We start from the raw sequence: 22,406 nt of genomic DNA on the forward strand, positions 1-22,406 counted from the left end.
ATTGAGAGCGCCGGTGATGGGTACGTGAATCCGTCAGCGCTGCTGAGTCAACCCTATACATTGCCTGACCACACGCTCTGATTACGAACCAAGACCTGTGAGCGACTGTATCGTTTGGCTTTCCGCCGCTACGAAATGTGAAGCCCGCCAGCAGAGGCTGGTTGATCCAATCATAGAGACTGCGCCAAGCAAGAAGGCCGGCAATAATTAAAATTCAATATTTATAATATTATTGTGTTACCAAAAACCTTTTTTCTTTCTCAAACTCAATCGTTCAGGACTTACTTCTTTGACCATATCTCCAATTCTGCTTAAATTGGATTTAGAATTATAGTTAGCCATTGAGATAACCATCATCGTGAATGGAATAAATGATACTATGGCAGATGTCCCCACATGCTCTACGGGCGCTGAAAAGTTCAGTGCTAGTATTATATACCCGAAAAAAATAAAACATCCAATTATATAGAACAACAATCCTAATTTTTGGTAATATTTAGCCTCTTCATGTGTAGGAAACGCATAGGCTTCAGGGGAGCATCCAAACTCGCCGTTTTTTTTGTATATATAGCTCCCTGATCGCTCTAAAGCGTCAAGGGCCACCATGGGACGGTCTGTTTTATACGCCATATCAATTAATTCATAATTGACGAGCTTTCCCAAATATGCGCGACCTCTAAATTCAAGCCTAGCTTTTGAAGTAGGGTTGTCATCTTTTAGGTTGTCATGTGCGATGCTGAGAGATTCAAACTTTTCATTTGAGATTTGTCTTTTTCTTTCAATACTCTCAGGTCGCAATTTATAATAATAAGTGGGCAACCCCACAATTAATATCGTTACAACAACTCCGATAAAGTTTGACTGATCAATCAGCAAGGAATGAAAGGTATTTAGCATAATTCACTCTTGAGCAATTATTTAAATTTAACAACGGCTTTATCTTATTAATTTCACAATCAGTTATGGTTTAGACTTGCAGCCATGAGAATATTATCAAGATTTCTTGATTTCTAATTTTCATATACAAAATTTAACTATAACGGCAGGGCCCTCCTTGAGCTTTGATCAACTACCACGGAGGGCGGAGCATCGCGGATTTCGAGATTTTCTGGCATTCCATGGGGATTTATCATAGGTGGTTACGAACGGCGTAGTTACGCGGCTGGTGAGCTGTACAAGCTGTAAATCGAACCTCGCCAAAACAGTCTTTTGATGTATCGCCGAGGCGTTCAATATGAACCGCCGCACAGCCAAAGATCGCATTAATGCAGCAGGCGCTCTGCCTGCGGACACGTGAGAGGGTAAACGCAAGCGGTCTGGCGAACAGGCCCCTTTGATCACTATTCAACCACCCAGTCAAAAAGCGACCCTCTCATGAGGGGCACCTTTCTTTTAAACCTTTCTCAACCCGGGCGCTCACCCCCGCCGCCAGAGACTCGACAGCGACACCGCCAGTACCGACATCAGCACCAGCGCCAGCGCCGGCACCAGTACCGCCCAGGGGGCGCGCTCCAGATAGGGAATGCCCTCGGCCAGCAGCAGCCCCCACTCCGGCGCCGGCGGTCGTGGCCCCAGCCCCAGAAAGCCGAGTGCGGCGAGCGCCAGCGCGATACCGGGCAGGCGCAGCATGGCGTGGCGAAAGACCGGGCCGATCACCGCCGGCAGGATGTAGCGACTCAGCAGGCGCACGCGACCCACGCCCAGCATGGGCGTGATGCGCACATGTGCCTGGCCCTGCACCTCGGTGACCAGTGCGGCGGTATGGGCCGCCAGCGGCGCCCAGCTCACCAGCGTGACGGCCAGAATGGCGCCGCCGGCGCTCGGGCCCATGAGCCCGGCCACCACCAGCCCGGCAATCACCGGTGGGGTGGCGTTGGTGACCTCGATGGGCCCGGCGGCCAGACGCGGCATCAGCCCGATCAGGACCCCCAGTACGAAGGTGATACTGACCACCACCAGCGCCATGCCCATGGTGGAAAGCGCGCCATGGCTGACGCGGGCGAGAATATCGCGCCCGGTACCATCGGCGCCCAGCGGCAGATCAAGGCTCGGCGTCTGCAGGCGCAGATACTGTGAGGCCAGCGGGTCACGCCCCATGCCGGCGACAATAATGATCACCAGCAGCAGCGCCACCACGGCCGGCACCAGCCACTGCCAGCGCCCGTGATGGTGCTCATGGCGGGTCACCGGCACGGCGCCGGCGCGCAGGGTGCGCCCCAGCAGCAGCGTGCGGCCAAGGCCCGCGGCGCCGCCGAGCACCACGGCAATCGCCAGCAGCAGCAAAATGCCGGTCTGCAGCGCCGGCAGATCCTGCGCCGAGGCCGCGCCCAGTGTGGCGCGCCCCAGCCCCGGAATCGAGAACACCTGCTCGACGGCAATGGCGCCACCGGTCAGCCCGACGATTACCAGTCCCACCTGAGGCAGCAGGCTGGGCAGGGTGCGCTTGAGCACGGCGAGGGCAATGCGCCGGCGCGTGAAGCCCGCCACATGCCAGGTCGCCACCCAGCGCTCGGAGAAGCTGGCGGTCAGGCCATCGCTGAACAGCCGCCCCAGCAGGCCCCCGGCCGGCAGACCGAGTGCCAGCGCCGGCAGGACCATGTGGCGCGCCTCGCCCCAGCCGTAGGGCGGCAGCCAGTTGAGCCCGGCGGCGAAAATGACCAGCAGGATGGCGGCGAGCAGGAACTCCGGCAGCGCGGTGAGCGTCGCCCCCAGCGCGCCGGAGGTCGGTGCCGGCTCGCCCAGCAGACCGCGACGCACGGCCGTCACGCACAGCAATACGGTGGTCACCAGCGCCACCAGCAGGGCGCCAAACATCAGCGTCAGCGACACGCCGGTGGCCTGAAGCATGCCGGGCAGCACCGGGGCGCCGGAGATCCAGGAGAGACCGGCATCGCCGTGCATCAGCCCCCAGAGCCAGTGGCCGAGCTTCTCCCACGGGCCCATGTCGAGCCCAAGCTGGGTGCGGATGGCCTCCAGCGCCTCGGGGGTCGGGTTCTGATCGCCGGCGCGGGCGCGCAGGATGCTCAGCGCCGGATCACGCCCGGACAGCCAGGGCAACAACCCCACCAGCACCACCACGCCCGCCAGCGTCACCAGCCGCGACAGCGTGGGCACCAGAAGGCGCAGGCGCGCGGCCAGCACGGGCGGACGGGCGATAACGACCCCGGAAGTGCGCATCACCGGCGCCTTACTGTGCCGCGCCGTCAAGGCGCGTGTGCTCGGAGATCAGCTCGCGCTCGCGCGGGTCACGCACGGCGTCCGATACCCGCGTCGCTTCCCCCTGAATGACGCGCTCGTGCAGCATCGGCACGGCGGCATCGGTTCTCAAAATGGCGGCCTCGGCATCGATGATGGCCTGGCGGCGCTCGTCGCCGGTGGGCAGGTCGGCGGCGCGGGCGAGCGCCTCATCGACCGCCGGGTCGCAGAGCTGGGCGATGTTGAAGGAGCCTTCGCAGGCGAAGTCGCTGAACATGTAGGCGACCGGGTCACCGGAATCGAGCATGGTGGCGCGCGACAGGATCACGGCATCAAACGCCCCGGCGAGCATGTCGGATTCGATGTGGGCGTACTGGCGCACCTCCTGATGGACCGTAAAGCCGGCCGCCTCGAGCTGCTGCTCCAGCAGCACCGCCACTTCCGGCAGCTCGGCCCGGTCGGTGAAGGTGCCCAGGGTAATGTCGGCGCCGTTCGGTGCCGCGGCATCGGCACGCCCCTCGATCGGCGAGCGCAGACCGTCGGCCCAGGCCAGCGCCGGGCCCAGCAGGCCCTTCGCCTCATCGGCGCGGCCTTCATAGACCGTTCTCACGATGGCCGCCCGGTCGATTGCCTCGCGCGCCGCGGCGCGCATCCCTGAATCGCTGAACACGCCGCGGTCGGTATTGAGATAGAGCGTATTGGTGCGCGGCATCGGCACCTCGTGAACCAGCTCCGGGTCAACCAGCGCGACCTGGGAGACCGGCACGGCCTCGACCACATCGGCGGTGCCGGTGCGCAGCGCCGCGGCACGGGCGGTGCCGTCGGGCACGTAGTCGGCGTCGATGCCGGCAAGCTCGGCGCGCTCGCCCCAGTAGCCGTCATAACGATCCAGCCGGGCGCTCTGGGTGCCGTTGACCTCTTTCAAGACGAACGGCCCGGTGCCTGCCTCGATCGGATTGACCCGGCCATCCTCGCCGTAGGCCTTCGCCGCCATGATGGCCAGCTGCGGGCTGGAGAGTCGATTGGGCACCAGCGGGTCGGCGTGTTCGGTCTGCACCCGCACGGCGCTGTCGCCGTCAGCCTCGATGGTCATCTTCACGCCATCGAGAATGCGCGGCCGCGGTACGGCGTTGGTGGCCGCCGTCAGCGCGTGTACCACCTGTTCGACGGTCAGGGGCGTGCCGTCATGAAAGGTCACATCGTCACGAATCTCGAAGCGCCAGGTGCGCTCGTCGAGCTGTTCCCAGTCGGTTGCGAGAAACGGCTGCGGATCGTTGTTGTCATCCAGGCGGATCAGGGTCTCGGCGGTACGCCAGCGCGAGAGCTTGAAGGCGTCATCGGTGAGCGGATTGAGCCCCGAGCGCGGCGGCTGCAGCATCGCCACGCGCAGGCGCTCATTGTCAGAGGCGCTGGTCTCTTCCTCGGTGGCTTCCTCCTGCTGGCAGCCGGTGAGCAGGGCCAGTGACAGCGCCATGGCGGGCAGATAAAACGCGTGACGAAGGATCAAGACGGATCTCCTGGGCAGTCGGTATCAAGAAACGGGATAAAGAGAGGTCGCAGGCGTCGCCGGCACCATCGACGTGATGGCGTGATCCAGATGCGCGGCGCGCACCAGCGCTTTGGTGTGCTCATGCGCCGGAGCTTCAAACAGCGCCGCCGTGGGGCGGTCCTCGATGATGGCGCCGTCATGCAAAATGAGCGTGCGCTCGCACAGGCGCGGCATGACGGCAAGATCATGAGAGATGATCACAAAGGCGGTGCCATCCAGGCGGCTCATGTCATCAAAGAGCTGCATGACCCGGGCGCGCACCGGCAGATCCAGCCCGCTGAGCGGCTCATCGGCCAGCAACAGCCGCGGGCGCAGGGCCACGGCGCGGGCGATCGCCACGCGCTGGGCCTGACCGCCGGACAGCGCCCCGGGGCGATGGCTCAGAAATTTCCGATCCAGCCCGACCCGGTCCAGCGCCTCGTCGATGCGCCGGGTGTGGTTACCTTCAACGCTTAAGCGCACCAGCGGCTCGCGGATCAGCTCACGCACGTTCATGCGCGGGTCCAGCGAGGCGGCCGGGTCCTGGGGGATGTACTGCACCAGCCGGCGATACCAGCGCAGCGCGCGCACCGAGGCCGGTCGCACGGCGCGCCCCTGACAGCTGATTGACCCGGCATCAGGGGCCTTCAGCGCCAGCAGCAGATTCAAAAGCGTCGTCTTGCCGGCCCCGGAGACGCCGGCCAGACCAATGCGCTCGCCGGCGTGAATCGACAGGTGGATATCGCGCAGAATCGTGCGGGCCTGTCGCGCGCGCCAGAACGCCAGGCTCGGCTGGTGAAGATGCTTGTAAAGCCCCTCGGCGCACAACAGCGGCGCCGAGGTATCGCCGGAATCTATGCCGTGCACAAAAGCCCCTCGCGGGCATCAAAGTCAGGGGCAAAGGGCGGCCGGCCCGGGGCGCTCTCATGCAGGGCGCGCACCAGCTGGCGCGTAAAGCGGTGCTGCGGGTTGGCGATGATGTGGGTCAGCGTATTGCTCTCGACCAGCCGGCCCTCATCGATGATGACCGCGCGCTCGCACAGCCGACAGGCCGCGCCGATATCGTGGGAGATAAACAAAAGCGCCGGGGTATCCGCCGTGCCGGTGCACTCACGCAGCAGCTTTAACACCTCTTCCTGGGTGAGCACATCCAGCGCGGTGGTAGGCTCATCGGCGACGATCAGCGCCGGCTTGCAGGCCAGTGCCAGCGCCATGCAGATGCGCTGGCGCTGCCCGCCGGAGAGCTCGGCCGACGAGCGCTTAAGGATCTCTTCAACGTGGGCCATCTGCATGCCGCGCAGCAGGGTCACGACCGCCTCGTCGGCGGCCCTGCGGGAGAGACCGTGAAAGCGCATGAAGGGCTCGCGCAGCTGCGCGCCGACGCTGACCAGCGGGTTGAGCGCCGAGTGGGTGTCCTGAAAGACCATCCCCGAACGTGACTGCACCGGGCGGCGGGTAGCGCGGATATCGGCCACTTCCACACCGTTGATGCACACGCTGCCATCGACATGCACCGAGTGCGGCGACAGCCCCAGAATGGCGCCGGCCGTCAGCGACTTGCCGGAGCCTGACGGCCCCAGCAGGCAGACGCGCTCGCCGGCGGCGACATGAAAGCACAGATCGCTCACGATCGGCTGGCCATCCACCCGGATACACAGCTCGTTGACTGCCAGCACCGTATTTCCCGACATGATTGAGGCACGCCCCCGAGAGTCTGTATGGCTCGATATCTGGTAGGTTATATCATAACAATCAAGGCATTGTATTGTGATTTCCTTAAGCCTTTAGAAGGGTTTGCCGGCTCGATCTAGTGTCCCCCGGGTCATGTCGGCAGACTGTATCGGGCACTGCTAATGTTGATGAAAAGCGTTGAAGGATATCCACGGTCACACCGGCAGGAGGCGACATGCAGATTCAGCTCAAGCGGATTTACGACACGCGCGACAAGGATGACGGCTACCGGGTACTCGTCGACGGCATGTGGCCGCGCGGTGTGGCCAAAAAGGACGCTCACATCGATGACTGGTGTCGCGACATCGCGCCCTCAAGGGATCTTCTCAAGTGGTTCGGCCACGACCGCGACCGCTGGGAGGGCTTTTATGACGCCTATCGCCGGGAGCTGCGCGAGCGCGACTCAACGCCTGCTCAGGCCCTGCGCGAGCACGCCCAAAAGGAAGGGCTGACGCTGGTGTATGCGGCAAAAGACGAAGAGTGCAACAACGCCGTGGTGCTCCGGGATTTTTTAAAGCGCACCAGCTGAGAAGCGACAAACGACCCGGAGGGGCGTTCGAAGTGTCGGCCGCCCTCTTCTACGCTGCACAAACACGCACTGGAGACAGGGAGCTGTCATGCCGATTGTTCAAAGACTTGAAGACGTCACGCCCACCATGATCGAGGACGCCAAAGCCGCCACCGACACCGGACCGGATGCCGAGCCGGGCGGCCACGAGCGCAGCAGCAACCCGGTCGCGGATCTGGGCATGTCGCTGAAGCCGCACATCGACCAGGGCATGTCGATTCAGGAAGTGGCCGATCGCATCGGCGCCTCGACCGATCTGGTCGATCGCTGCATCAGCCACCCGATCGTCGCTCAGTTGGATGAAGGCACCGATGGGCGCTGAGCGTTCGTCCTGCCTTCGGTGGAAAAGGGCTGTGCGGTGGCACAGCCCCTTTTTATTGGTCAATGCCCCGGCCGAGTGCCAAACATTTTTTGGTGGCCGCCCATAAAGCGCCGGGTCAGGCGACAGATAGTTTGCCCGCCCGGGCCAGGCCGGCCGTCAGGGCCAGTCCGGCAAAGAGGATCACGGCATACTGAGGGGAGAGCATCTCCATCAGTGCCCCGAAGATCGGTGCGCCGGCCGTCTGACCGATCGCGATGGTCAGAAAGCCGATCATCAGCCCGGTGGCGGGCCGCTCGGGGAGCGCCGAGACGCCCCACACCAGATAGACCCCGGTAATCATGATATAGGCCAGCCCGAACAACACACCGCCGCCCAGGGCCAGCGTCGGCGTGGTGCCCTCCATGCCAACCATGACGATGCCACCCGCCATCGCAAGCAGAAAGAGACGATGCACCTGGTCCACACCAAAGCGGGCCACCAGGGAACCGGCAAGCGCTCCCACCATTCCGGCTGCGCCAATGGCGATCCAGAGCAGTCCGGCGCCGGTACTGCCCCAGTCCAGGCGCAGCGATACCAGCTGCCCGCCAAAGGACCACAGCGCGGTGCTGGCCGCGCCCATCAAAAATGCAGCGATAATCAGATGTTTGAGCGGGCTGTTGAGGGCAGGCAGGCCGCCGGCGGTTTTCCGGTCGCGACCGGGATCGTTCGGCACGCACAAGGCAGCCGCTACAGCCAGCACCACGGCGGCGACGGCAAAGCCTGCAAACGCCAGTCGCCATTGATCGCCCATCATTAGCGCCACGGGCCCGGACATCACCACACCCGCCCCGGTGCCGGCGTTAATGACCGTATTGGTCGCACCCTGTCGCTCGGGGCGAACCGCGGCCGCCACGGCGGCCGCCATGGGCGGTGAGGCCAGCCCCGTGCTGGCGCCGGCCAGCATGACCGCTGCCGCCAGCCAGGGGGCGGAGGGCGCCATCGCCATGCCGGCCATGCCCACCGCCGCCACCAGCGCCGCCCCGACGGCCACGATCCGGGCGCTGAGTCGTTCGGTCAGCCAGGCCGAGAGCGTAATGGCGAGACAGTAGCCCAGAAAGGCGCCGCCGGAGATCAGCCCGCTCAGGCTTGATGAAAGAGAGAGATCAGCATCGATCTGCGGCAGAAAGAGCCCGAAGGCGAAGCGGGCAAAGCCGTAACACACGGCAATCAGACCGAAACCGGTCGCCCCCAGCGCCAGGGCCGGGCTCATGAGCCCGCTCCCGCCATCAGCGAGGCCGCCGCCTGTCGGGCGGCGACGACCGCCTGCTCGCCGCGATAGACCGCAGCGGCGGTGGCCCCCTCGAAGAGCACGATGATCTGCTCGACCAGCATCGGATCATCGCGTCCGGTTTCGCGCTCGACCAGCGCGGCGATGCGCTCCGCGACCCGCGCCTTGTGCGCCAGCACCGCGTCCACGATCTCCGGTGTATCGCCGCCGGTCTCGCCAAGCGCTCGCAGAAAGAGACACCCGCGCCGCCCCTCCACCCGCACCCAGTCCTCCAGCGCCTTGAACAGCGCATCGATGCTGTCCACCTCCAGCCGCCGCGCAAAACGCTTGTCGCGTTCGCCGAGCACCCGGGCGATCAGTGCGTTCTTGCTGCCAGCGTGCTTGTAGAGGGTGCGACTCGAGATACCCGCGCCCTGGGTGAGCCTGTCCATGCCGGTGGCGGTAAAGCCGTGGCGGTCGAAGAGTGCTTCTGATGCGGTAACGAGCTTGTCCATGATGTTCATGTTGACGCCTCCCTAGGGTGAAACCACACCTCCAATGTAAAACGATCGGTTTACATCGTCAATTTAATTGCACGGCTTATTGAAATGCCTTGCTCCATTACAGGGAGTCGCGTCAGCGACGGATGCTAGAATCGCCGCCATATCCAACAACATAACGACAACACCACAACAACCTGTTTCAGAGGAACAACATGACATCACGCAGGACGCTGCTGCTGGCGCTGGCGGGCGCCGTGGCCACAGGGCCCGCTTATGGCGAGGAGATCGAAACGACGGATGCCGTGGAGACCATGGTGGTCAGCGCGCCGCGCCTGGCCCGCGAGCTCTATGACACCCCGGCGGCCGTGTCGACCGTCGAGCGCGAAAGCATCCAGCGCGGCCAGCAGCGCGTGCGCCTGGATGAAACGCTCGGCCAGGTGCCGGGCGTGTTTATCCAGAACCGCGACAACTTCGCCCAGGGCCAGCGCATCGCGATCCGCGGCTTCGGCGCCCGCGCGCCCTTTGGTGTGCGCGGCATTACCATTTTGATGGACGGCATCCCCTACACGCTGCCGGACGGCCAGGCCCAGGTCGATGCCATCGATCTGGACAGCGCCGAGAGCATCGAGGTGATCCGCGGGCCGTCCTCGGTGCTCTACGGCAACGCCGCCGGCGGGGTGATCTCGGTGACCACCGCCGACGGCCGCGACAACCCGGGCACGCGCCTGCGCGTAGAAGGCGGCAGCGACGGCTACAAAAAGGCCGCCCTGCAGACCGGCGGCGCCAACGGCGACTGGTCGCACCATGTCAGCCTCTCGGCGCTCAATCAGGACGGCTATCGCGATCACAGCTCGGTGGAGAAGTACCTGCTTAACGCTAAACTGCGCCGCGAGCTGAGTGAGGACCGGGCGCTGACGGCCATCGTCAACCTGCTGGACAACCCGCGCTCGGAAGACCCGGGCGGGCTGACCCGCGAGCAGGTCGGCGACAAGCGCCATCAGGCCGGCGCCTTCACCCGGGAATATGACACCGGCCAGAGCGTTGACCAGCAGGTGGTGGGGCTTCAGTACGAGGATCTCGCCGCCGGGCCCGGCGAGCTCTATCTGAAAAGTTTCTACACCTGGCGCCACTTCGAGCAGCAGCTGCCTTACCCGGGCGACAGCCTGCTGGGCTATGACCGCGACTTCTTTGGTGGCAGCGCCGAGTATCATCAGACGCTGAGCCTGGGGGAGATGCCGCTGCGCTACGTGGCCGGTCTCGACGCCGCGCGCCAGCGCGATGACCGCTGGCGGCGCAACGTCGCCTTCAGCGGCGACGTCACCGGCAAAACCGAAGACGAGACCCAGAGCGCCACCTCGACCGGCGTCTTTTTACAGGGCGATCTCGATCTGACCGATCAGTGGACGGCCTCGCTGGGCGCGCGTTACGACCGCGTCAGACTCAGGATCGACGATGACCTGACCACCGAGGGCGACAACAGCGGCGATCGCCACTTCAACGAATGGAGTGGCTCGGCAGGCTTGAGCTATCGCTATCTGCCCGATCATCAGGCCTATGTGAACACCGGCACCTCGTTCGAGACGCCGACGTTTTCGGAGTTTGCCAACCCCGCCAGAGGCGGCGGCTTCAATGCAGGCCTGGAGCCACAGAAGGCGTGGAACCGCGAGATCGGCCTGCGGGGCAACTTCCGCAACGGCCTGAACTACGACGTGGCGCTGTTTTCGGTGCGCGTGCGTGACGAGCTGGTGCCCTACACCCTTGAGGGGAATGACGATCGCACCTTCTATCAAAACGCCGGCGACACCGACCGCGACGGTCTGGAAGTCGCACTCGGCTGGCAGATCGATGAGACCTGGCGTCTGGACAGCGCGCTGACGCTGGCTCACTACCGCTTTGACAGTTTCGAAGCCGACGGCGAGCGCTATGACAGCAACCGCATTCCCGGCCTGCCGGAGCAGACCTGGGTCAACTGGCTCACCTGGGAAGGGAATGACCAGCGCTTTGCCACGCTCGAGACGCAGTACATCGGCGACATGGTGGCCGACAACGCCAACAATGTGGACGTCGACAGCTACTGGCTGATCAACCTGCGTGCGGGGGAGGGCTGGCAGCTCGGCGGAGACACGAGCCTCAACGTCTACGCCGGCATTCGTAACCTGTTCGACCGCGAGCACTTCGCCAACACCCGCATCAACGCCAGCAACGCCCGCTACTTTGAGCCGGCGCCGGGGCGGACCTTTTATGCCGGGCTGGAAGTCGGGTTCTAGAGAAAAGTAGAGAGAGTCTGCGCCGGCGAGGTGTTCGCTGGCGCGGGTCTGATCGGCCACCCCGTCCAGGGCGCCTTGCCCCTGCCGGCCGCCGGTTTTGAGGCTACAGTGTTGATCAGAACTGTCATTTCACCTGTCAGAGAGTGCCGCTACATGAAAGCCAGCCTTTATCCGTTCGCCCTTGTTATCGCACTTGCCGGCTGCAGCGGTGAGGCGCCCGACCGCTCCGACGACGGGCTGGTATTCCAATCCGGCAGCTATACGCACCCCATCGACAGGGACTGCGTCGAGCGCATCGCTCTGGATCATGACGAGGCGTCAAACCCCGCCGTCACGGTCGATCTGATCGACTCGGCCGAGTGCAGCGGCGCGCTCAGGGAATTTACCGAAACCCACGTCGGCGACCAGATGTCGCTTCGATTTGACGATCAGGATCTGGTGCGTGACGCCGATGTGTTCGGCCACCTTAGTGACACCGTTACCACTCGGGTCGACAGCGACGAGCAGGGCCGAGCCATCGTCGAGTATTACCAATAAAAAAAGCCCCCGCCCGACAACGGACGGGGGCCTGATCACACCTTATGCCGCGGCCCACCACTCCTGGCCCGGATCGACCAGCGCGACGACCTGGGCATAGTCATCGCTGGTGGCGATGTCCCAGGCCAGTTCCGGACGACTGATCTCTTCGTCTTCCAGCAGCCCGGTCCAGAACGCCAGACTCTCGTCATCGGGCGCCTGGCCCAGCACGTCGATATAGAGCGTCTGCACGAACTCGCTGTCGTTGAGCACTTCACTGCGTTCACGGAAAGTGGTGGTGTATTCCAGCCCGCCGCCCAGGTCTTCCAGCTCAATGCCGCGGCGGCTATAGGTAGCGATGATGCTCTGTGTCTCCGCGTCCGGCCCGCGGCCCAGGAAGGCGCGTGAAACGCCGGAGTACTCCGCCTGCCCGGTGGCAAAGATTCCGTAGTGGCCATCGCTGTCGGTAAAGGTGAGCTCCTGGATGTTGATCGCCTGGGTCTGATCGCCGTTGCGATCGGTGATCACGAGCCGACCGCCGACGATATCCATGCTGTAGTCATCGGCAGTACCGGGCAGAACCAGCATGTCGTGCCCATAGCCACCGTCGATCATGTTCTGACCGCCACCGCTGTAGATCACGTTGTCACCGGCATTGCCGGCGATAATGTTGTTGCCCGCATGGCCCACCACGATGGTGTCATCGGTGCCGCGCAGCCGGGCGTTTTCCACATTAAACGGCAGAGCCAGGGTGCCGTCACCGCTATACAGCGCCACATCCAGCCCCGGGGTGCCGTGCGATGCGTTCAGTTCGCTGCTGTCGAGCACCAGCAGTTCGCGCAGGGCGATATCGCTGCGATCGTGGGCGATCACGCCCGCGCCAGCATCCAGCTGATCGATGATCTGACGTCCGTTGGCGGGGAAGTCGGTGAACACGCCGTCGATGCCGGTCGATATCAGCCCGACATACTCCTCCACCGGGGTGCGCAGCGTGCCGTCCGGGTGCAGCGCCTGAAAGCTCTCCTCGTTGCGCAGGGTGTAGGGCACCACTTCAAGGCCCGCGGCGTGGGCGTTGGCCACCAGCGCGCTCTGCTCACCGGTTGCCACCTGACTGACCTGCGCCTGGCCGTTGCCGTCGCCATCCACCGGGACCGAGAGCGCCCGGGTCGGCAAAATCACGCTTTTTGACGGCCCCAGAATGTCGGCGTAGCCGGCCACCGCCATGGCGCCTTCCGGCGTCCAGAGATCGCTGTAGGTGGTCTCCGCCGTCACCCTAATATCCAGGTCCTTGTAGGCACAGCGGTTGGCGCCGTCATTGTCGCGATTGAAGTTGTACTGGATATCCCAGGGCGTGCTGCCCCCGCCGATCAGCTGTACCAGCGGCAGATCCACCCCCGCTTCCGGCATGATGGTCTTGTCCAGACGCATCAGGTTTTCCACCTCGAACGACTGAATCGACAGGCGCGTGGGGTCGGTAAAGTCCGCGGCTACCAGGGTGTCGATCAAGAGCTGGCTGGTATCGATATTGATCCGCTCACCGCTGAGCAGGGTGCCTTCCTTCTCGAAGTAGGTCGGGTGCTTGAGCTCGGGGATGATGCCGATCTCGCGCCCTGTCTCGGCTTCCACCTCACGCACCAGCGCGATCATCTCGTCCAGCGTGGCGATCTCGAATTTGTCGTTATAGGCGATGTTATCGCCGCGGATCTCGGGGATGCGCTCACGCGCGCCCAGCGTCTTGAGCTCGGCCAGCGTGAAGTCCTCGGTAAACCAGCCCGAGGTCTCCCGTCCGTCAATGCTCTTGGTGGTGTAGCGATCAAGAAACTCCGGGTGCTCGGCCACATCGGTGGTGTCATTGAGCAGATTCTCGTGACGCGCGACCAGCACGCCATCGCGGGTGGGCACCAGGTCAGGCTCGATGGTATCGGCGCCCTGCTCGATAGCCACGCGGTAGGCCTCCAGCGTGTGCTCGGGGCGATAGCCGCTGGCGCCGCGGTGGGCGACGAGATCGAAATCATCGGCACTGAAATCCGCCAGACGCGCCATATCGATATCAAAGGCATCGCGGGGGGAGGTGGTGAGAAACGGACGATCGAACAAGGGCATGGTGCGAATCCTCAACAAGGAAGTGGGAAAGACCTGCCGAATCGACGCTAGGCGCGGTAGATGACGGTTACAAGATGCTTGCGTTTCCGGTGCGTAATAACGGGTAGGAGAAAGGTTGCCATAGGCATGAGTTGGGTAATGGCCATTATGTCGTGCCCATCATCTACGATGACAACACGATCAAATGGCGTAAAATAAATAAAAACCGCCATATGAACGAAGGAGGCCGCATGGCCATCACCACGATGTCCCACGAGGAGCGCCAGAACATGAGCGCCGCGGCCATGCGCACCTACCCCAATATTGTCAGGGACTGGGGACTGAAGGAGCAGGAAGCGGCGCTGCTGCTGGGCGTGCCTGATGGCACCTACCGCCGCTGGAAGCAGGCGCCTGAAAAGGCCCGGCTGGATCAGAGTCAGATGGAGCGGATGTCGCTGATTCTGGGCATCTACAAGGCCCTGCAGATTCTGTTGCCGCGCACCGATGCCGCCGACAGCTGGCTGAGGCGTGCCAACCGCAACCCGCTGTTCTCCGGGCAGGCCCCGTTGGATCGACTGCGCAGCGGCCTGGTGTCCGATCTTTATGTGGTCCGGCAGCACCTGGACGGCGCACGAGGCGCCGGGCATGCATGAGCTTTCTCCGTACAGCACTACACTGGCAACCCAGCTATCGGGTGGTGCCCTCGAGATTTCCTCCCATCGATCTGTTCGAACGCGTGGCCGAGCCCGATGACTGGGCACTGCTGGCCCAGCTGGAAGGCGAGACATCTGCGCGCCTGAGAGAACAAGCCGGCGCCATCCATAGGGTGTCGGAAGAAGATCGGCGTTATGGCCCGGGCTGGACACCCGTCATGGCGGCCTTCTGCCACTTCAGCGGACAGGGTTCCCGCTTCAGCGATGGCAGCTTCGGCATCTATTACTGTGCGCGCACCGAGACCACGGCGATTGCCGAGACGCGCTATCACATGGAACGGTTCATGAAGGAATCCGATGAGCCGCCGATGCAGCTTCAGCAGCGTGTGTATCTGTCCGATCTACAGGGCGAGCTGTATGACCTTCGCAACCATCCTGACGTGGCGCCACTATTGAGTCCCGATAACTGGCGCGAAGGGCAGGCTTTTGGGCTTCGCCTTCGCGAAGAAGGGGCCGATGGCATCGTCTACCCCAGCGTGAGAGACCCAGACGGCGAGTGTGCGGCGGTACTACGCCCGCCCGTCATGAGCGCCACCCGACAGGGCCGACACCTGGGCTACGACTGGGATGGCGAGCGGATTCGTCATGTGTTGGAGCTGACGTGGTTAAGTTGAAAACGAGAATAGAATCATACACCTATGAAATGGCTCATATAAGTAACTCTAACTATCTACCCCACAAACATTTACTTATAAGATATTTTTAATCAACATTGCTGGTTTAAAAGTTTAGGAGTTGAACATGGCCTCTCCACTAGCTGACTTGGATGAACTTGTCTTAAAATGTAGAGATGAAAAATCAAAGTCTTACATAAAAGAAGCTGTAGGCTGTTATCGAGCCGGATCGTTTCGTGCCGCAGTTGTCTCTACATGGGGTGCAGTTGCTTTTGATTTGATCGACAAAATAAGAGAGCTTTCACTTACAGGTGATGCAGAGGCAAGTCGTCAAATGGGGCTTTTCGAAGAAGCAAGACGATTAGGAGACATTTCAAGCTCTTTAAGGTTTGAAAGAGACTTGTTAAGCGTAGCTAGAGACAATCTTGAATTCATATCCCACGTGGAGTTTTTGGATTTAAGTAGACTTCAAGAAGACCGTAATAGATGCGCTCACCCTTCAATGATCTCTGAAGAAGAAATCTTTTCTCCATCTGCTGAACTCGCTCGATTGCATATAACTTCAGCCGTGGAATATTTACTGCAATATCCGCCTTCACAGGGTAAAAGAGCACTTGAAAGATTAACAAACGAAGTGAATTCTGATTATTTTCCTACCAATATCGATCAAGCCTTGATCAACTTCAACAAAAGTCCTCTTCATAGGGCTAGAGGGTCTTTAGTTAGAAATTTCATAATAGTTTTGATAAAAAAATTTTTAGATGCTCAGACTGCTGCAAAAGAAAGAAACAAAATAACTACAGCCTTAAAAGCTATTGAAGAGATGCATCTTGAAAGGTACTCATCTACTCTTGACGAAAAACTTTCTAATATAATCAGAGAGCGAGAAGATAAAGCCATTCCAGCTGCTACCCTTTTGGTAAACCTCATGGGATCTGTCTGGCTACACTTAGATGATGATATTCGACATAAAATAAATTCTTACGTCGCAAATATTCCTTCCTCAGAAATCTCATCCTTAGAATTTTTAAACGAACATGATTTTTTAAAAGAAAGCGTTAGAAAAAGATCCGAAAAGATAACTTTGGATGAAATGAATGACGTGCTATTCATGGAACCACCGAAGCCCATTCTTGATAGAATCATAACAGTATATGGCAACTCTGCTTCTTTTGATGAGGCTAATCGTATTGCAAAAATGATGAGAATTTATATCTCAGACATGAATAAACTTCAAATCAATAAACTAATTTCAAGATGTGGTGAAAATGATCAAATTCTAGGCAGCTTTGATTTTGACATCATTGTAAGCGCGATAAAACAAAGGAAAGGTAGTGAGATAGAGTCTCAAGACGAATTGCGCGAATGGTTCGAAAATGCTGGTATCTTGGAGCATTACGAAAGCTAGGCTTTTTAAATAATTAAATCAGGCATTCTTTATAGATGACTAAAAAAAATATCATGATAAATTCGCCAGCTTTCTACTAAACAATGATAACCAGCTATTGATATCAATTTATCACTATGCCTATAGAGAGCCTGATCTAAAGTCCGTAATGTTATTCATCAATACTGCACGTCTGACCTGTCACGCTGTTTCAATCGATCAAAATAGCGTGACAGGTTAGTAGTTTCAAAAGCATGAAGAAGCTTGCCTACATTAGACAAATGTATGGGTAGACTTTTCAGATATGAAATCTAGAGATTTAAATTCCTCTGCGTCTTACTCTTTACCCCCAAAGAACCCCCGCCTCCTGAACTCCTTTCCAATCAACCCCCAAAAACCCCTCAAACCACTGAATTTAAAGATTTTATAAGCATTCCCAGCAGTTACCCCTAAAGAGGTATCCCTCGTTCTCCACCCTTTCTGCCTTGACCTGCATCAAAACCACCACCCTCTGTCACGCGCACGCTTGGCCCCATAACTGCGCATCCTGCCGGTGGCGGGCAGTCCATGCGCGATATTCCTGGAGGCCGTGATTATGAAGATTCGCTCACAGGTAGGCATGGTGCTCAATCTCGATAAGTGCATCGGGTGTCACACCTGCTCCGTGACCTGCAAAAACGTCTGGACCAGTCGCGAAGGCATGGAATATGCCTGGTTCAACAACGTCGAAACCAAGCCCGGCATCGGGTATCCGAAAGAGTGGGAAAACCAGGACAAGTGGAAGGGCGGCTGGCTGCGCCGCAAGGATGGCGCCATTGAACCCCGCATCGGCGGGCGCTTTCGCGTGCTGGCCAAGCTCTTTGCCAACCCGGAGCTGCCGGCGATCGATGACTACTACGAGCCGTTCGATTTCGACTACCAGCACCTGCACCGAGCGGGCGAGGGCAAGCATCAGCCGGTGGCGCGACCGCGCTCGCTGATCAGCGGCAAGCGCATGCAGAAGATCGAGTGGGGCCCGAACTGGGAGGAGATTCTGGGCACGGAGTTTGAAAAGCGCCGCCGCGACAAGAACTTCGATCGCATTCAGGCCGACATGTACGGTGAATTTGAAAACACCTTCATGATGTATCTGCCGCGCCTGTGCGAGCACTGCCTGAACCCGGCGTGCGTGGCGTCCTGCCCGAGCGGGGCGATCTACAAGCGCGAGGAAGACGGTATCGTGCTGATCGATCAGGACAAGTGCCGTGGCTGGCGCATGTGCGTGTCGGGCTGCCCGTACAAGAAGATCTACTACAACTGGAAAAGCGGTAAATCCGAGAAGTGCATCTTCTGCTATCCGCGCATTGAATCCGGTCAGCCAACCATCTGCTCCGAGACCTGCGTGGGCCGTATCCGCTCGCTCGGCGTACTGCTCTATGACGCCGACCGCATCGAGGAGGTCGCCGCCAGCGCCGATGAGCAGGATCTCTATCATCGCCAGTGCGAGATATTTCTCGACCCGCATGACCCGGAAGTGATCGCCCAGGCACGTCGCGACGGCATTGAAGAGAACGTCATCCAGGCCGCCCAGGCATCCCCCGTCTACAAGCTGGCCATCGACTGGCAGCTGGCCCTGCCGCTGCACCCGGAGTACCGCACGCTGCCGATGGTCTGGTATGTGCCGCCGCTGTCGCCGATTCAGTCCGCGTTTGATCAGGGCAACGTGCCGAGTGACGGCGTGCTGCCGGATATCGAGTCGCTGCGTATTCCGGTGCGCTACCTGGCCAACCTGCTCACCGCCGGGGAAGAAGAACCCGTCATCCGCGCCCTCAAGCGGTTGATGGCAATGCGTCTGTACAAGCGCGCCCAGCAGGTCGACGGCCGCGAGGCGACCGAGGTACTGGAAGCCGTGGGGCTCACTGCCGCGCAGATCGAGGACATGTATCGCTATCTGGCGCTGGCCGATTTCGAGGACCGCTTCGTGATCCCCTCCACCCACCGCGAACAGGCCCGCGAGGCCTTCCCCGAGCGCGGCGGCTGTGGCTTCACCTTCGGTCAGGGCTGCAACGGCGGCGACAGCGCCGGCAGCCTGTTTGGCGGTCGCCAACAGACCTCCACGCTGGTCAAGCCGGTGGTGTCGCACTACGAGCCCGAAGTGGCCCCCTATGACGGTGAGGAGGATCGCAATGCGTAGTCTGATCGTACTGGCACGACTGCTGGATTACCCCACGAAGGCGCTGCAACAGGCCGCCCCCGAAATGACGGCAGTGATCAAGGCCGAGGACCGGCTCACGCCCCTGCGACGGGAAACGCTGGTGGGCTGGATTCGCCGCCTGGCCCAGGCCGATCTGCTCGATCTCCAGGCCGACTATGTGGCGCTTTTCGACAAGGGCCGGGCGACCTCGCTGCTGCTGTTTGAACACGTTCACGGCGAGTCGCGGGACCGCGGCCAGGCGATGGTCGATCTGCTGGCGCAGTATCGCGAGGCGGGCTTCGAGCTGGATGCTCGCGAGCTGCCCGACTATCTGCCGCTGTTTCTGGAGTATCTCTCGACCCGGACGGAAGACGAGATTGCCGGCCAGCTCGGCGAGATCGCCCATATTCTGGCCCGCCTGACCGCCCGCCTTGAAGAGCGTGAGGCCGACCAGGCGCTGGCCACGGCGTCGCTTTTGGCGCTGATCGGTGCCGAGGACGAGATCACCGAGCATCAGGACAAGGTGCGCGAAGAAAAGCGTGATGACACCCCGGCCGCACTCGATGCGGTGTGGGAAGAAGAGGCCGTGCGCTTTTCCAGCACCTCCGATCAGGACTGTGCGGTGCAGTCCGCTGCCGGTCAGCGCCGCGCGCAGCAGCGTCAGAGCGCCCGCGAGCAGGCCGAACCCGTCCGTGTCATCGATCCTGCTTCGGCAGTTCACGGTCACTGAGCCCCGGGAGTCACCCCCATGATGGATTACACCCATACCCTGTTGTTCGGCTTCTACCCCTACCTGGCCGGGACGGTCTTTCTGCTGGGCAGCCTTTTGCGCTTTGACCACGGCCAGTACACCTGGAAGACCGGCTCAAGCCAGATGCTGACCAAAAAGCACATGCGCCTGGGGAGCAACCTCTTTCACATCGGCATCATCGTGATCTTCTTCGGCCATCTGGTCGGCCTGCTCACGCCGCACTGGGCCTATGAGTGGGCGATCACGCCGGGCAACAAGCAGATCATGGCGATCCTCGTCGGCGGTCTGGCCGGGGTGCTGTGTCTGGTCGGCGGCATGATCCTGCTCTATCGGCGCCTGTTTGACCCGCGCGTGCGGGCCAGCTCCAGCACTGCCGACATCGTGATTCTGGCGCTTCTGATGGTGCAGGTGACACTGGGGCTTTTCACCATCATTGCCGCCGTCAACCATCTCGATGGCAGCGTCATGCTGCCGCTGGCCGAGTGGGCGCAGTCGATCGTGTTCTTTCGTTCCGACGCCGCCAGCCATCTGATGGATGTGGGCCTGATCTACAAGCTGCACATCTTTGTGGGCCTGACCATCGTGATGATTTTTCCCTTCACCCGCCTGGTCCACGCCTGGAGCGCGCCGTTTGGCTACATCGGCCGTCGCTATCAGCTGGTACGCCGCCGCGCCTGAGGAGACAACCCCATGCAGATGATCGACACACAGACCCTGCCCGATGACCCGAGTCTGGCCCTGCCGCCGATCACGGTGGGCAATACCTCGATCGACCCGATCGAGATTGCCTCGGAGATGCAGTATCACGGCGCGGACTCACCGGAAACGGCACAGCTGGAAGCCGCGCGCGCGCTGGTGATCCGGGAGCTTTTGCGTCAGGAAGCCGAAATGACGCTAGGCCGGGAGGCGACCCACCACGATGAGCAGAGCGCGATCAGCACGCTGCTGGATCAGGCACTGACCACGCCCGAGCCCGATGACGCCGCCTGCGCCCGCTATTTCGAGGCCAACCGCGATCGTTTTTGTACGCCGCCGCGCTATCAGGTGCGCCATGTGCTGCTGCCGGCGGCGCCGGATGATCAAAACGCGCGTGACGAGATGAAAACGCTGGGGGAATCCCTGCTCACCGAGCTTGCCGAGCACCCGGAGCGCTTTGATGAAGTCGCCATGCGCTATTCGGCCTGCCCCTCAAAAGAGACCGGCGGGTCACTGGGGGAGCTCTCGCCGGGCCAGACCGTGTCGGAGCTGGATGATGCGCTCAAACACCTGCCCGAGGGGCTGCATGATCGGCCGCTGGCCTCGCGCTACGGCTGGCATCTGGTGCAACTCGATCAGCGCCTCGAGGGCGAGGCGCTGCCGCTGGAGGCCGTGATCGACCGGGTGCGCCACACCCTGCGCGAGCAGGCCACTCGCCGCGCCCTGCGCCACTATCTGCTGGCGCTGGCCGAGGCCATCGGTGTCACCGGCATTGCGCTGGATGACGAGGCCGGCGGCGCGCTGATGCAGTAGACCGGTCGTTACCTCCCTTAAACCAAAACGCCATCGATGACAGCATCGATGGCGTTGTCGTCAGTAGATTTTCGGTACTGCTCAGGCCTTGTCCCCCAGTGCGGCGATATGCTCTGGCAGGCGGTCGTGGCTGCCATACATGAAGTGGTTCTCCATGCGCTCCGCGAATCGGGCGGCCTCCGGCTCACGCCCAACGGCCATGGCCACCTCACGGATGTGCATCGGCGAGGCACCGCAGCAGACACCGAGATAACGGACCCCGCTGTCGTACACTTCCCGGGCAAAGGCGCCCAGCTCATAGCGGTTGCAGGACAGGGGATCCAGCGCGGTCGGGAAAGGGCGCCCGTGAGGCGACGGGCAGCTGCAACCGTGGGTATCGGAGAGGTTGAAAAAGGTGGGCGCCTGCTCGGTGGTCCGAAACGTCACGGGCAGCGCCGCCACATGACAGGACACGGCCTCGCGGATCTGATGAATCCACTCCAGCATGGTATCCGGCCCCCTGAAGCAGTTCAGGCCGACGACACTGGCCCCGTTCTTTTCGAGCTCGACACAGGTTTCGACGATGCCGGGGCCATCGATCATGCGATTTTCGGCCATTGGCGCCAGGGTAATGACCGCCGGGAGCCCCTTTGCCTTGATGGCCTCGAGAGCGGCCTGCGCCTCGCCGGCATAGTAGAAGGTTTCGCCGATAATGAGATCGGCGCCCTCCTCGACGGCCCACTGCACCATCTCGTCAAACATGGCGCGCACGCTGCGTTGCGCGGCCGGGTCCTGCGGGTCCCACACGTTGCTGTTGGAGATGTTGCCGGCCATCAGGTTACCCGGCTGCTCGTCGGCAACCTTGCGCGCGATTTTGAGCGCGGCGCGGTTCAACGGCTCCAGCAGTTCTTCCTTGCCAATCACTCGCATCTTTTCGCGGTGGCCGTTGTAGGTGAAGGCCTGAACAATATCGGACCCCGCGTGCTGGAAATCGCGATGCAGCGCTTCCAGAGCGTCCGGGCGCAGCAGCGCCACTTCCGGTACGAACTCGCCCGCCGAGAGATAACCGCGCCGCTCGAGTTCGAACAGAAAGCCTTCGGCGCAGATGAGCGGGCCCTGGTCGAGTCGCCGGGTAATCAGGTCTTGCGTCATGGGCAGGGTCTCCAGAAAAAGCATGTTGGCAGGTGCATTTATCCTGACGCCATCCCGCTGCCATGACCAATGAAGTCTTGCCCGCTTTAAAATGAATAGTATTCACTTTGGATCAAAACACCACGAACTAAATGAATACTTTAGTCGGCCGCATCGATGCAGCAGGCCCG

Annotated in this window: 20 protein-coding genes; 11 read left to right on the forward strand and 9 right to left on the reverse strand. The window is 61.1% G+C overall.

The features are described from left to right. Positions 1 to 237 precede the first annotated feature (237 nt). From ACXMYO_RS13845 to ACXMYO_RS13865, 5 genes are all read right to left on the reverse strand, one after another. Positions 238 to 897, reverse strand: a complete 660-nt coding sequence (locus tag ACXMYO_RS13845; RefSeq protein WP_457809141.1) for a hypothetical protein — start codon at positions 895 to 897, stop codon at positions 238 to 240. A gap of 519 nt (positions 898 to 1,416) precedes the next feature. Next, on the reverse strand, positions 1,417 to 3,177 hold the full coding sequence (locus tag ACXMYO_RS13850) for an ABC transporter permease subunit (RefSeq protein ID WP_457809142.1): 1,761 nt from the start codon (positions 3,175 to 3,177) through the stop codon (positions 1,417 to 1,419). A gap of 10 nt (positions 3,178 to 3,187) precedes the next feature. Then, positions 3,188 to 4,702 carry an ABC transporter substrate-binding protein gene (locus ACXMYO_RS13855; protein WP_457809143.1) on the reverse strand — a complete coding sequence of 505 codons (1,515 nt, stop codon included), beginning with the start codon at positions 4,700 to 4,702 and terminating at the stop codon, positions 3,188 to 3,190. Between the two features lie 24 nt (positions 4,703 to 4,726). Then, positions 4,727 to 5,590 carry an ABC transporter ATP-binding protein gene (locus tag ACXMYO_RS13860; protein ID WP_457809144.1) on the reverse strand — a complete coding sequence of 288 codons (864 nt, stop codon included), beginning with the start codon at positions 5,588 to 5,590 and terminating at the stop codon, positions 4,727 to 4,729. Continuing rightward, positions 5,578 to 6,414 carry an ATP-binding cassette domain-containing protein gene (locus ACXMYO_RS13865; RefSeq protein ID WP_438765393.1) on the reverse strand — a complete coding sequence of 279 codons (837 nt, stop codon included), beginning with the start codon at positions 6,412 to 6,414 and terminating at the stop codon, positions 5,578 to 5,580. Before ACXMYO_RS13865 ends, ACXMYO_RS13860 begins: the two co-directional genes overlap by 13 nt. A 215-nt stretch (positions 6,415 to 6,629) precedes the next feature. Between ACXMYO_RS13865 and ACXMYO_RS13870 the strand changes: the two genes are divergently transcribed. After that, on the forward strand, positions 6,630 to 6,983 hold the full coding sequence (locus tag ACXMYO_RS13870) for a DUF488 domain-containing protein (protein WP_438765395.1): 354 nt from the start codon (positions 6,630 to 6,632) through the stop codon (positions 6,981 to 6,983). An 88-nt stretch (positions 6,984 to 7,071) separates the two neighbouring features. After that, on the forward strand, positions 7,072 to 7,344 hold the full coding sequence (locus ACXMYO_RS13875; protein WP_457809145.1) for a hypothetical protein: 273 nt from the start codon (positions 7,072 to 7,074) through the stop codon (positions 7,342 to 7,344). A 115-nt stretch (positions 7,345 to 7,459) separates the two neighbouring features. Here the strand turns inward: ACXMYO_RS13875 and ACXMYO_RS13880 are convergent, their stop codons facing one another. Both ACXMYO_RS13880 and ACXMYO_RS13885 read right to left on the reverse strand, forming a co-directional pair. Next, a complete protein-coding gene (locus ACXMYO_RS13880) occupies positions 7,460 to 8,593 on the reverse strand; it encodes an MFS transporter (protein ID WP_457809146.1) in 1,134 nt (377 codons plus the stop codon). Continuing rightward, positions 8,590 to 9,105, reverse strand: coding sequence for a TetR/AcrR family transcriptional regulator (locus ACXMYO_RS13885; RefSeq protein WP_457809147.1), 516 nt, complete (start codon positions 9,103 to 9,105; stop codon positions 8,590 to 8,592). Before ACXMYO_RS13885 ends, ACXMYO_RS13880 begins: the two co-directional genes overlap by 4 nt. A gap of 200 nt (positions 9,106 to 9,305) precedes the next feature. Here ACXMYO_RS13885 and ACXMYO_RS13890 point away from each other — a divergent pair, with 200 nt between their 5' ends. Together ACXMYO_RS13890 and ACXMYO_RS13895 are read left to right on the forward strand one after the other, a co-directional pair. Beyond that, the gene (locus tag ACXMYO_RS13890; RefSeq protein ID WP_457809148.1) at positions 9,306 to 11,360 is read left to right on the forward strand and encodes a TonB-dependent receptor family protein; all 2,055 of its coding nucleotides are present in this window, start codon (positions 9,306 to 9,308) and stop codon (positions 11,358 to 11,360) included. Between the two features lie 153 nt (positions 11,361 to 11,513). Next, entirely contained in the window at positions 11,514 to 11,897 is a 384-nt protein-coding gene (locus tag ACXMYO_RS13895; RefSeq protein WP_438765405.1) for a hypothetical protein, read from the forward strand. A 42-nt stretch (positions 11,898 to 11,939) separates the two neighbouring features. Here the strand turns inward: ACXMYO_RS13895 and ACXMYO_RS13900 are convergent, their stop codons facing one another. Beyond that, positions 11,940 to 13,979, reverse strand: coding sequence for a glycerophosphodiester phosphodiesterase family protein (locus ACXMYO_RS13900; protein WP_457809149.1), 2,040 nt, complete (start codon positions 13,977 to 13,979; stop codon positions 11,940 to 11,942). A 230-nt stretch (positions 13,980 to 14,209) separates the two neighbouring features. Here ACXMYO_RS13900 and ACXMYO_RS13905 point away from each other — a divergent pair, with 230 nt between their 5' ends. From ACXMYO_RS13905 to ACXMYO_RS13935, 7 genes are all read left to right on the forward strand, one after another. Then, positions 14,210 to 14,611 (forward strand): antitoxin Xre-like helix-turn-helix domain-containing protein, encoded by a 402-nt coding sequence (locus tag ACXMYO_RS13905; RefSeq protein WP_457809150.1) that lies wholly within the window; start codon positions 14,210 to 14,212, stop codon positions 14,609 to 14,611. After that, positions 14,608 to 15,285, forward strand: coding sequence for an RES family NAD+ phosphorylase (locus tag ACXMYO_RS13910; protein WP_457809151.1), 678 nt, complete (start codon positions 14,608 to 14,610; stop codon positions 15,283 to 15,285). Before ACXMYO_RS13905 ends, ACXMYO_RS13910 begins: the two co-directional genes overlap by 4 nt. Before the next feature lie 127 nt (positions 15,286 to 15,412). Continuing rightward, on the forward strand, positions 15,413 to 16,693 hold the full coding sequence (locus ACXMYO_RS13915) for a hypothetical protein (RefSeq protein ID WP_457809152.1): 1,281 nt from the start codon (positions 15,413 to 15,415) through the stop codon (positions 16,691 to 16,693). Positions 16,694 to 17,267: 574 nt separating this feature from the next. Then, positions 17,268 to 18,845 carry a nitrate reductase subunit beta gene (narH, locus tag ACXMYO_RS13920; protein ID WP_457809153.1) on the forward strand — a complete coding sequence of 526 codons (1,578 nt, stop codon included), beginning with the start codon at positions 17,268 to 17,270 and terminating at the stop codon, positions 18,843 to 18,845. Then, entirely contained in the window at positions 18,838 to 19,575 is a 738-nt protein-coding gene (gene narJ / locus ACXMYO_RS13925; protein ID WP_457809154.1) for a nitrate reductase molybdenum cofactor assembly chaperone, read from the forward strand. Before narH ends, narJ begins: the two co-directional genes overlap by 8 nt. 21 nt (positions 19,576 to 19,596) lie before the next feature. Next, positions 19,597 to 20,274: a respiratory nitrate reductase subunit gamma gene (gene narI / locus ACXMYO_RS13930; protein ID WP_457809498.1), complete on the forward strand. Its 678-nt coding sequence runs from the start codon at positions 19,597 to 19,599 to the stop codon at positions 20,272 to 20,274. Between the two features lie 12 nt (positions 20,275 to 20,286). Continuing rightward, complete coding sequence (locus ACXMYO_RS13935) at positions 20,287 to 21,105, forward strand: peptidylprolyl isomerase (RefSeq protein WP_457809155.1); 819 nt, start codon at positions 20,287 to 20,289, stop codon at positions 21,103 to 21,105. Between the two features lie 81 nt (positions 21,106 to 21,186). Here the strand turns inward: ACXMYO_RS13935 and ACXMYO_RS13940 are convergent, their stop codons facing one another. After that, positions 21,187 to 22,236: a homocysteine S-methyltransferase family protein gene (locus ACXMYO_RS13940; RefSeq protein ID WP_457809156.1), complete on the reverse strand. Its 1,050-nt coding sequence runs from the start codon at positions 22,234 to 22,236 to the stop codon at positions 21,187 to 21,189. Between the last annotated feature and the right edge of the window lie 170 nt (positions 22,237 to 22,406).

Source organism: Kushneria sp. EE4, assembly GCF_977968315.1.

Excerpts from the sequence above, each read along its gene's own strand:
- ACXMYO_RS13845 (WP_457809141.1), bottom strand. The coding sequence starts at position 897 with ATGCTAAATACCTTTCATTCCTTGCTGATTGATCAGTCAAACTTTATC.
- ACXMYO_RS13850 (WP_457809142.1), bottom strand. The coding sequence starts at position 3,177 with ATGCGCACTTCCGGGGTCGTTATCGCCCGTCCGCCCGTGCTGGCCGCG.
- ACXMYO_RS13865 (WP_438765393.1), bottom strand. The coding sequence starts at position 6,414 with ATGTCGGGAAATACGGTGCTGGCAGTCAACGAGCTGTGTATCCGGGTG.
- ACXMYO_RS13870 (WP_438765395.1), top strand. The coding sequence starts at position 6,630 with ATGCAGATTCAGCTCAAGCGGATTTACGACACGCGCGACAAGGATGAC.
- ACXMYO_RS13875 (WP_457809145.1), top strand. The coding sequence starts at position 7,072 with ATGCCGATTGTTCAAAGACTTGAAGACGTCACGCCCACCATGATCGAG.
- ACXMYO_RS13880 (WP_457809146.1), bottom strand. The coding sequence starts at position 8,593 with ATGAGCCCGGCCCTGGCGCTGGGGGCGACCGGTTTCGGTCTGATTGCC.
- ACXMYO_RS13885 (WP_457809147.1), bottom strand. The coding sequence starts at position 9,105 with ATGGACAAGCTCGTTACCGCATCAGAAGCACTCTTCGACCGCCACGGC.
- ACXMYO_RS13890 (WP_457809148.1), top strand. The coding sequence starts at position 9,306 with ATGACATCACGCAGGACGCTGCTGCTGGCGCTGGCGGGCGCCGTGGCC.
- ACXMYO_RS13895 (WP_438765405.1), top strand. The coding sequence starts at position 11,514 with ATGAAAGCCAGCCTTTATCCGTTCGCCCTTGTTATCGCACTTGCCGGC.
- ACXMYO_RS13900 (WP_457809149.1), bottom strand. The coding sequence starts at position 13,979 with ATGCCCTTGTTCGATCGTCCGTTTCTCACCACCTCCCCCCGCGATGCC.
- ACXMYO_RS13905 (WP_457809150.1), top strand. The coding sequence starts at position 14,210 with ATGGCCATCACCACGATGTCCCACGAGGAGCGCCAGAACATGAGCGCC.
- ACXMYO_RS13910 (WP_457809151.1), top strand. The coding sequence starts at position 14,608 with ATGAGCTTTCTCCGTACAGCACTACACTGGCAACCCAGCTATCGGGTG.
- ACXMYO_RS13915 (WP_457809152.1), top strand. The coding sequence starts at position 15,413 with ATGGCCTCTCCACTAGCTGACTTGGATGAACTTGTCTTAAAATGTAGA.
- narH (WP_457809153.1), top strand. The coding sequence starts at position 17,268 with ATGAAGATTCGCTCACAGGTAGGCATGGTGCTCAATCTCGATAAGTGC.
- narJ (WP_457809154.1), top strand. The coding sequence starts at position 18,838 with ATGCGTAGTCTGATCGTACTGGCACGACTGCTGGATTACCCCACGAAG.
- narI (WP_457809498.1), top strand. The coding sequence starts at position 19,597 with ATGGATTACACCCATACCCTGTTGTTCGGCTTCTACCCCTACCTGGCC.
- ACXMYO_RS13935 (WP_457809155.1), top strand. The coding sequence starts at position 20,287 with ATGCAGATGATCGACACACAGACCCTGCCCGATGACCCGAGTCTGGCC.
- ACXMYO_RS13940 (WP_457809156.1), bottom strand. The coding sequence starts at position 22,236 with ATGACGCAAGACCTGATTACCCGGCGACTCGACCAGGGCCCGCTCATC.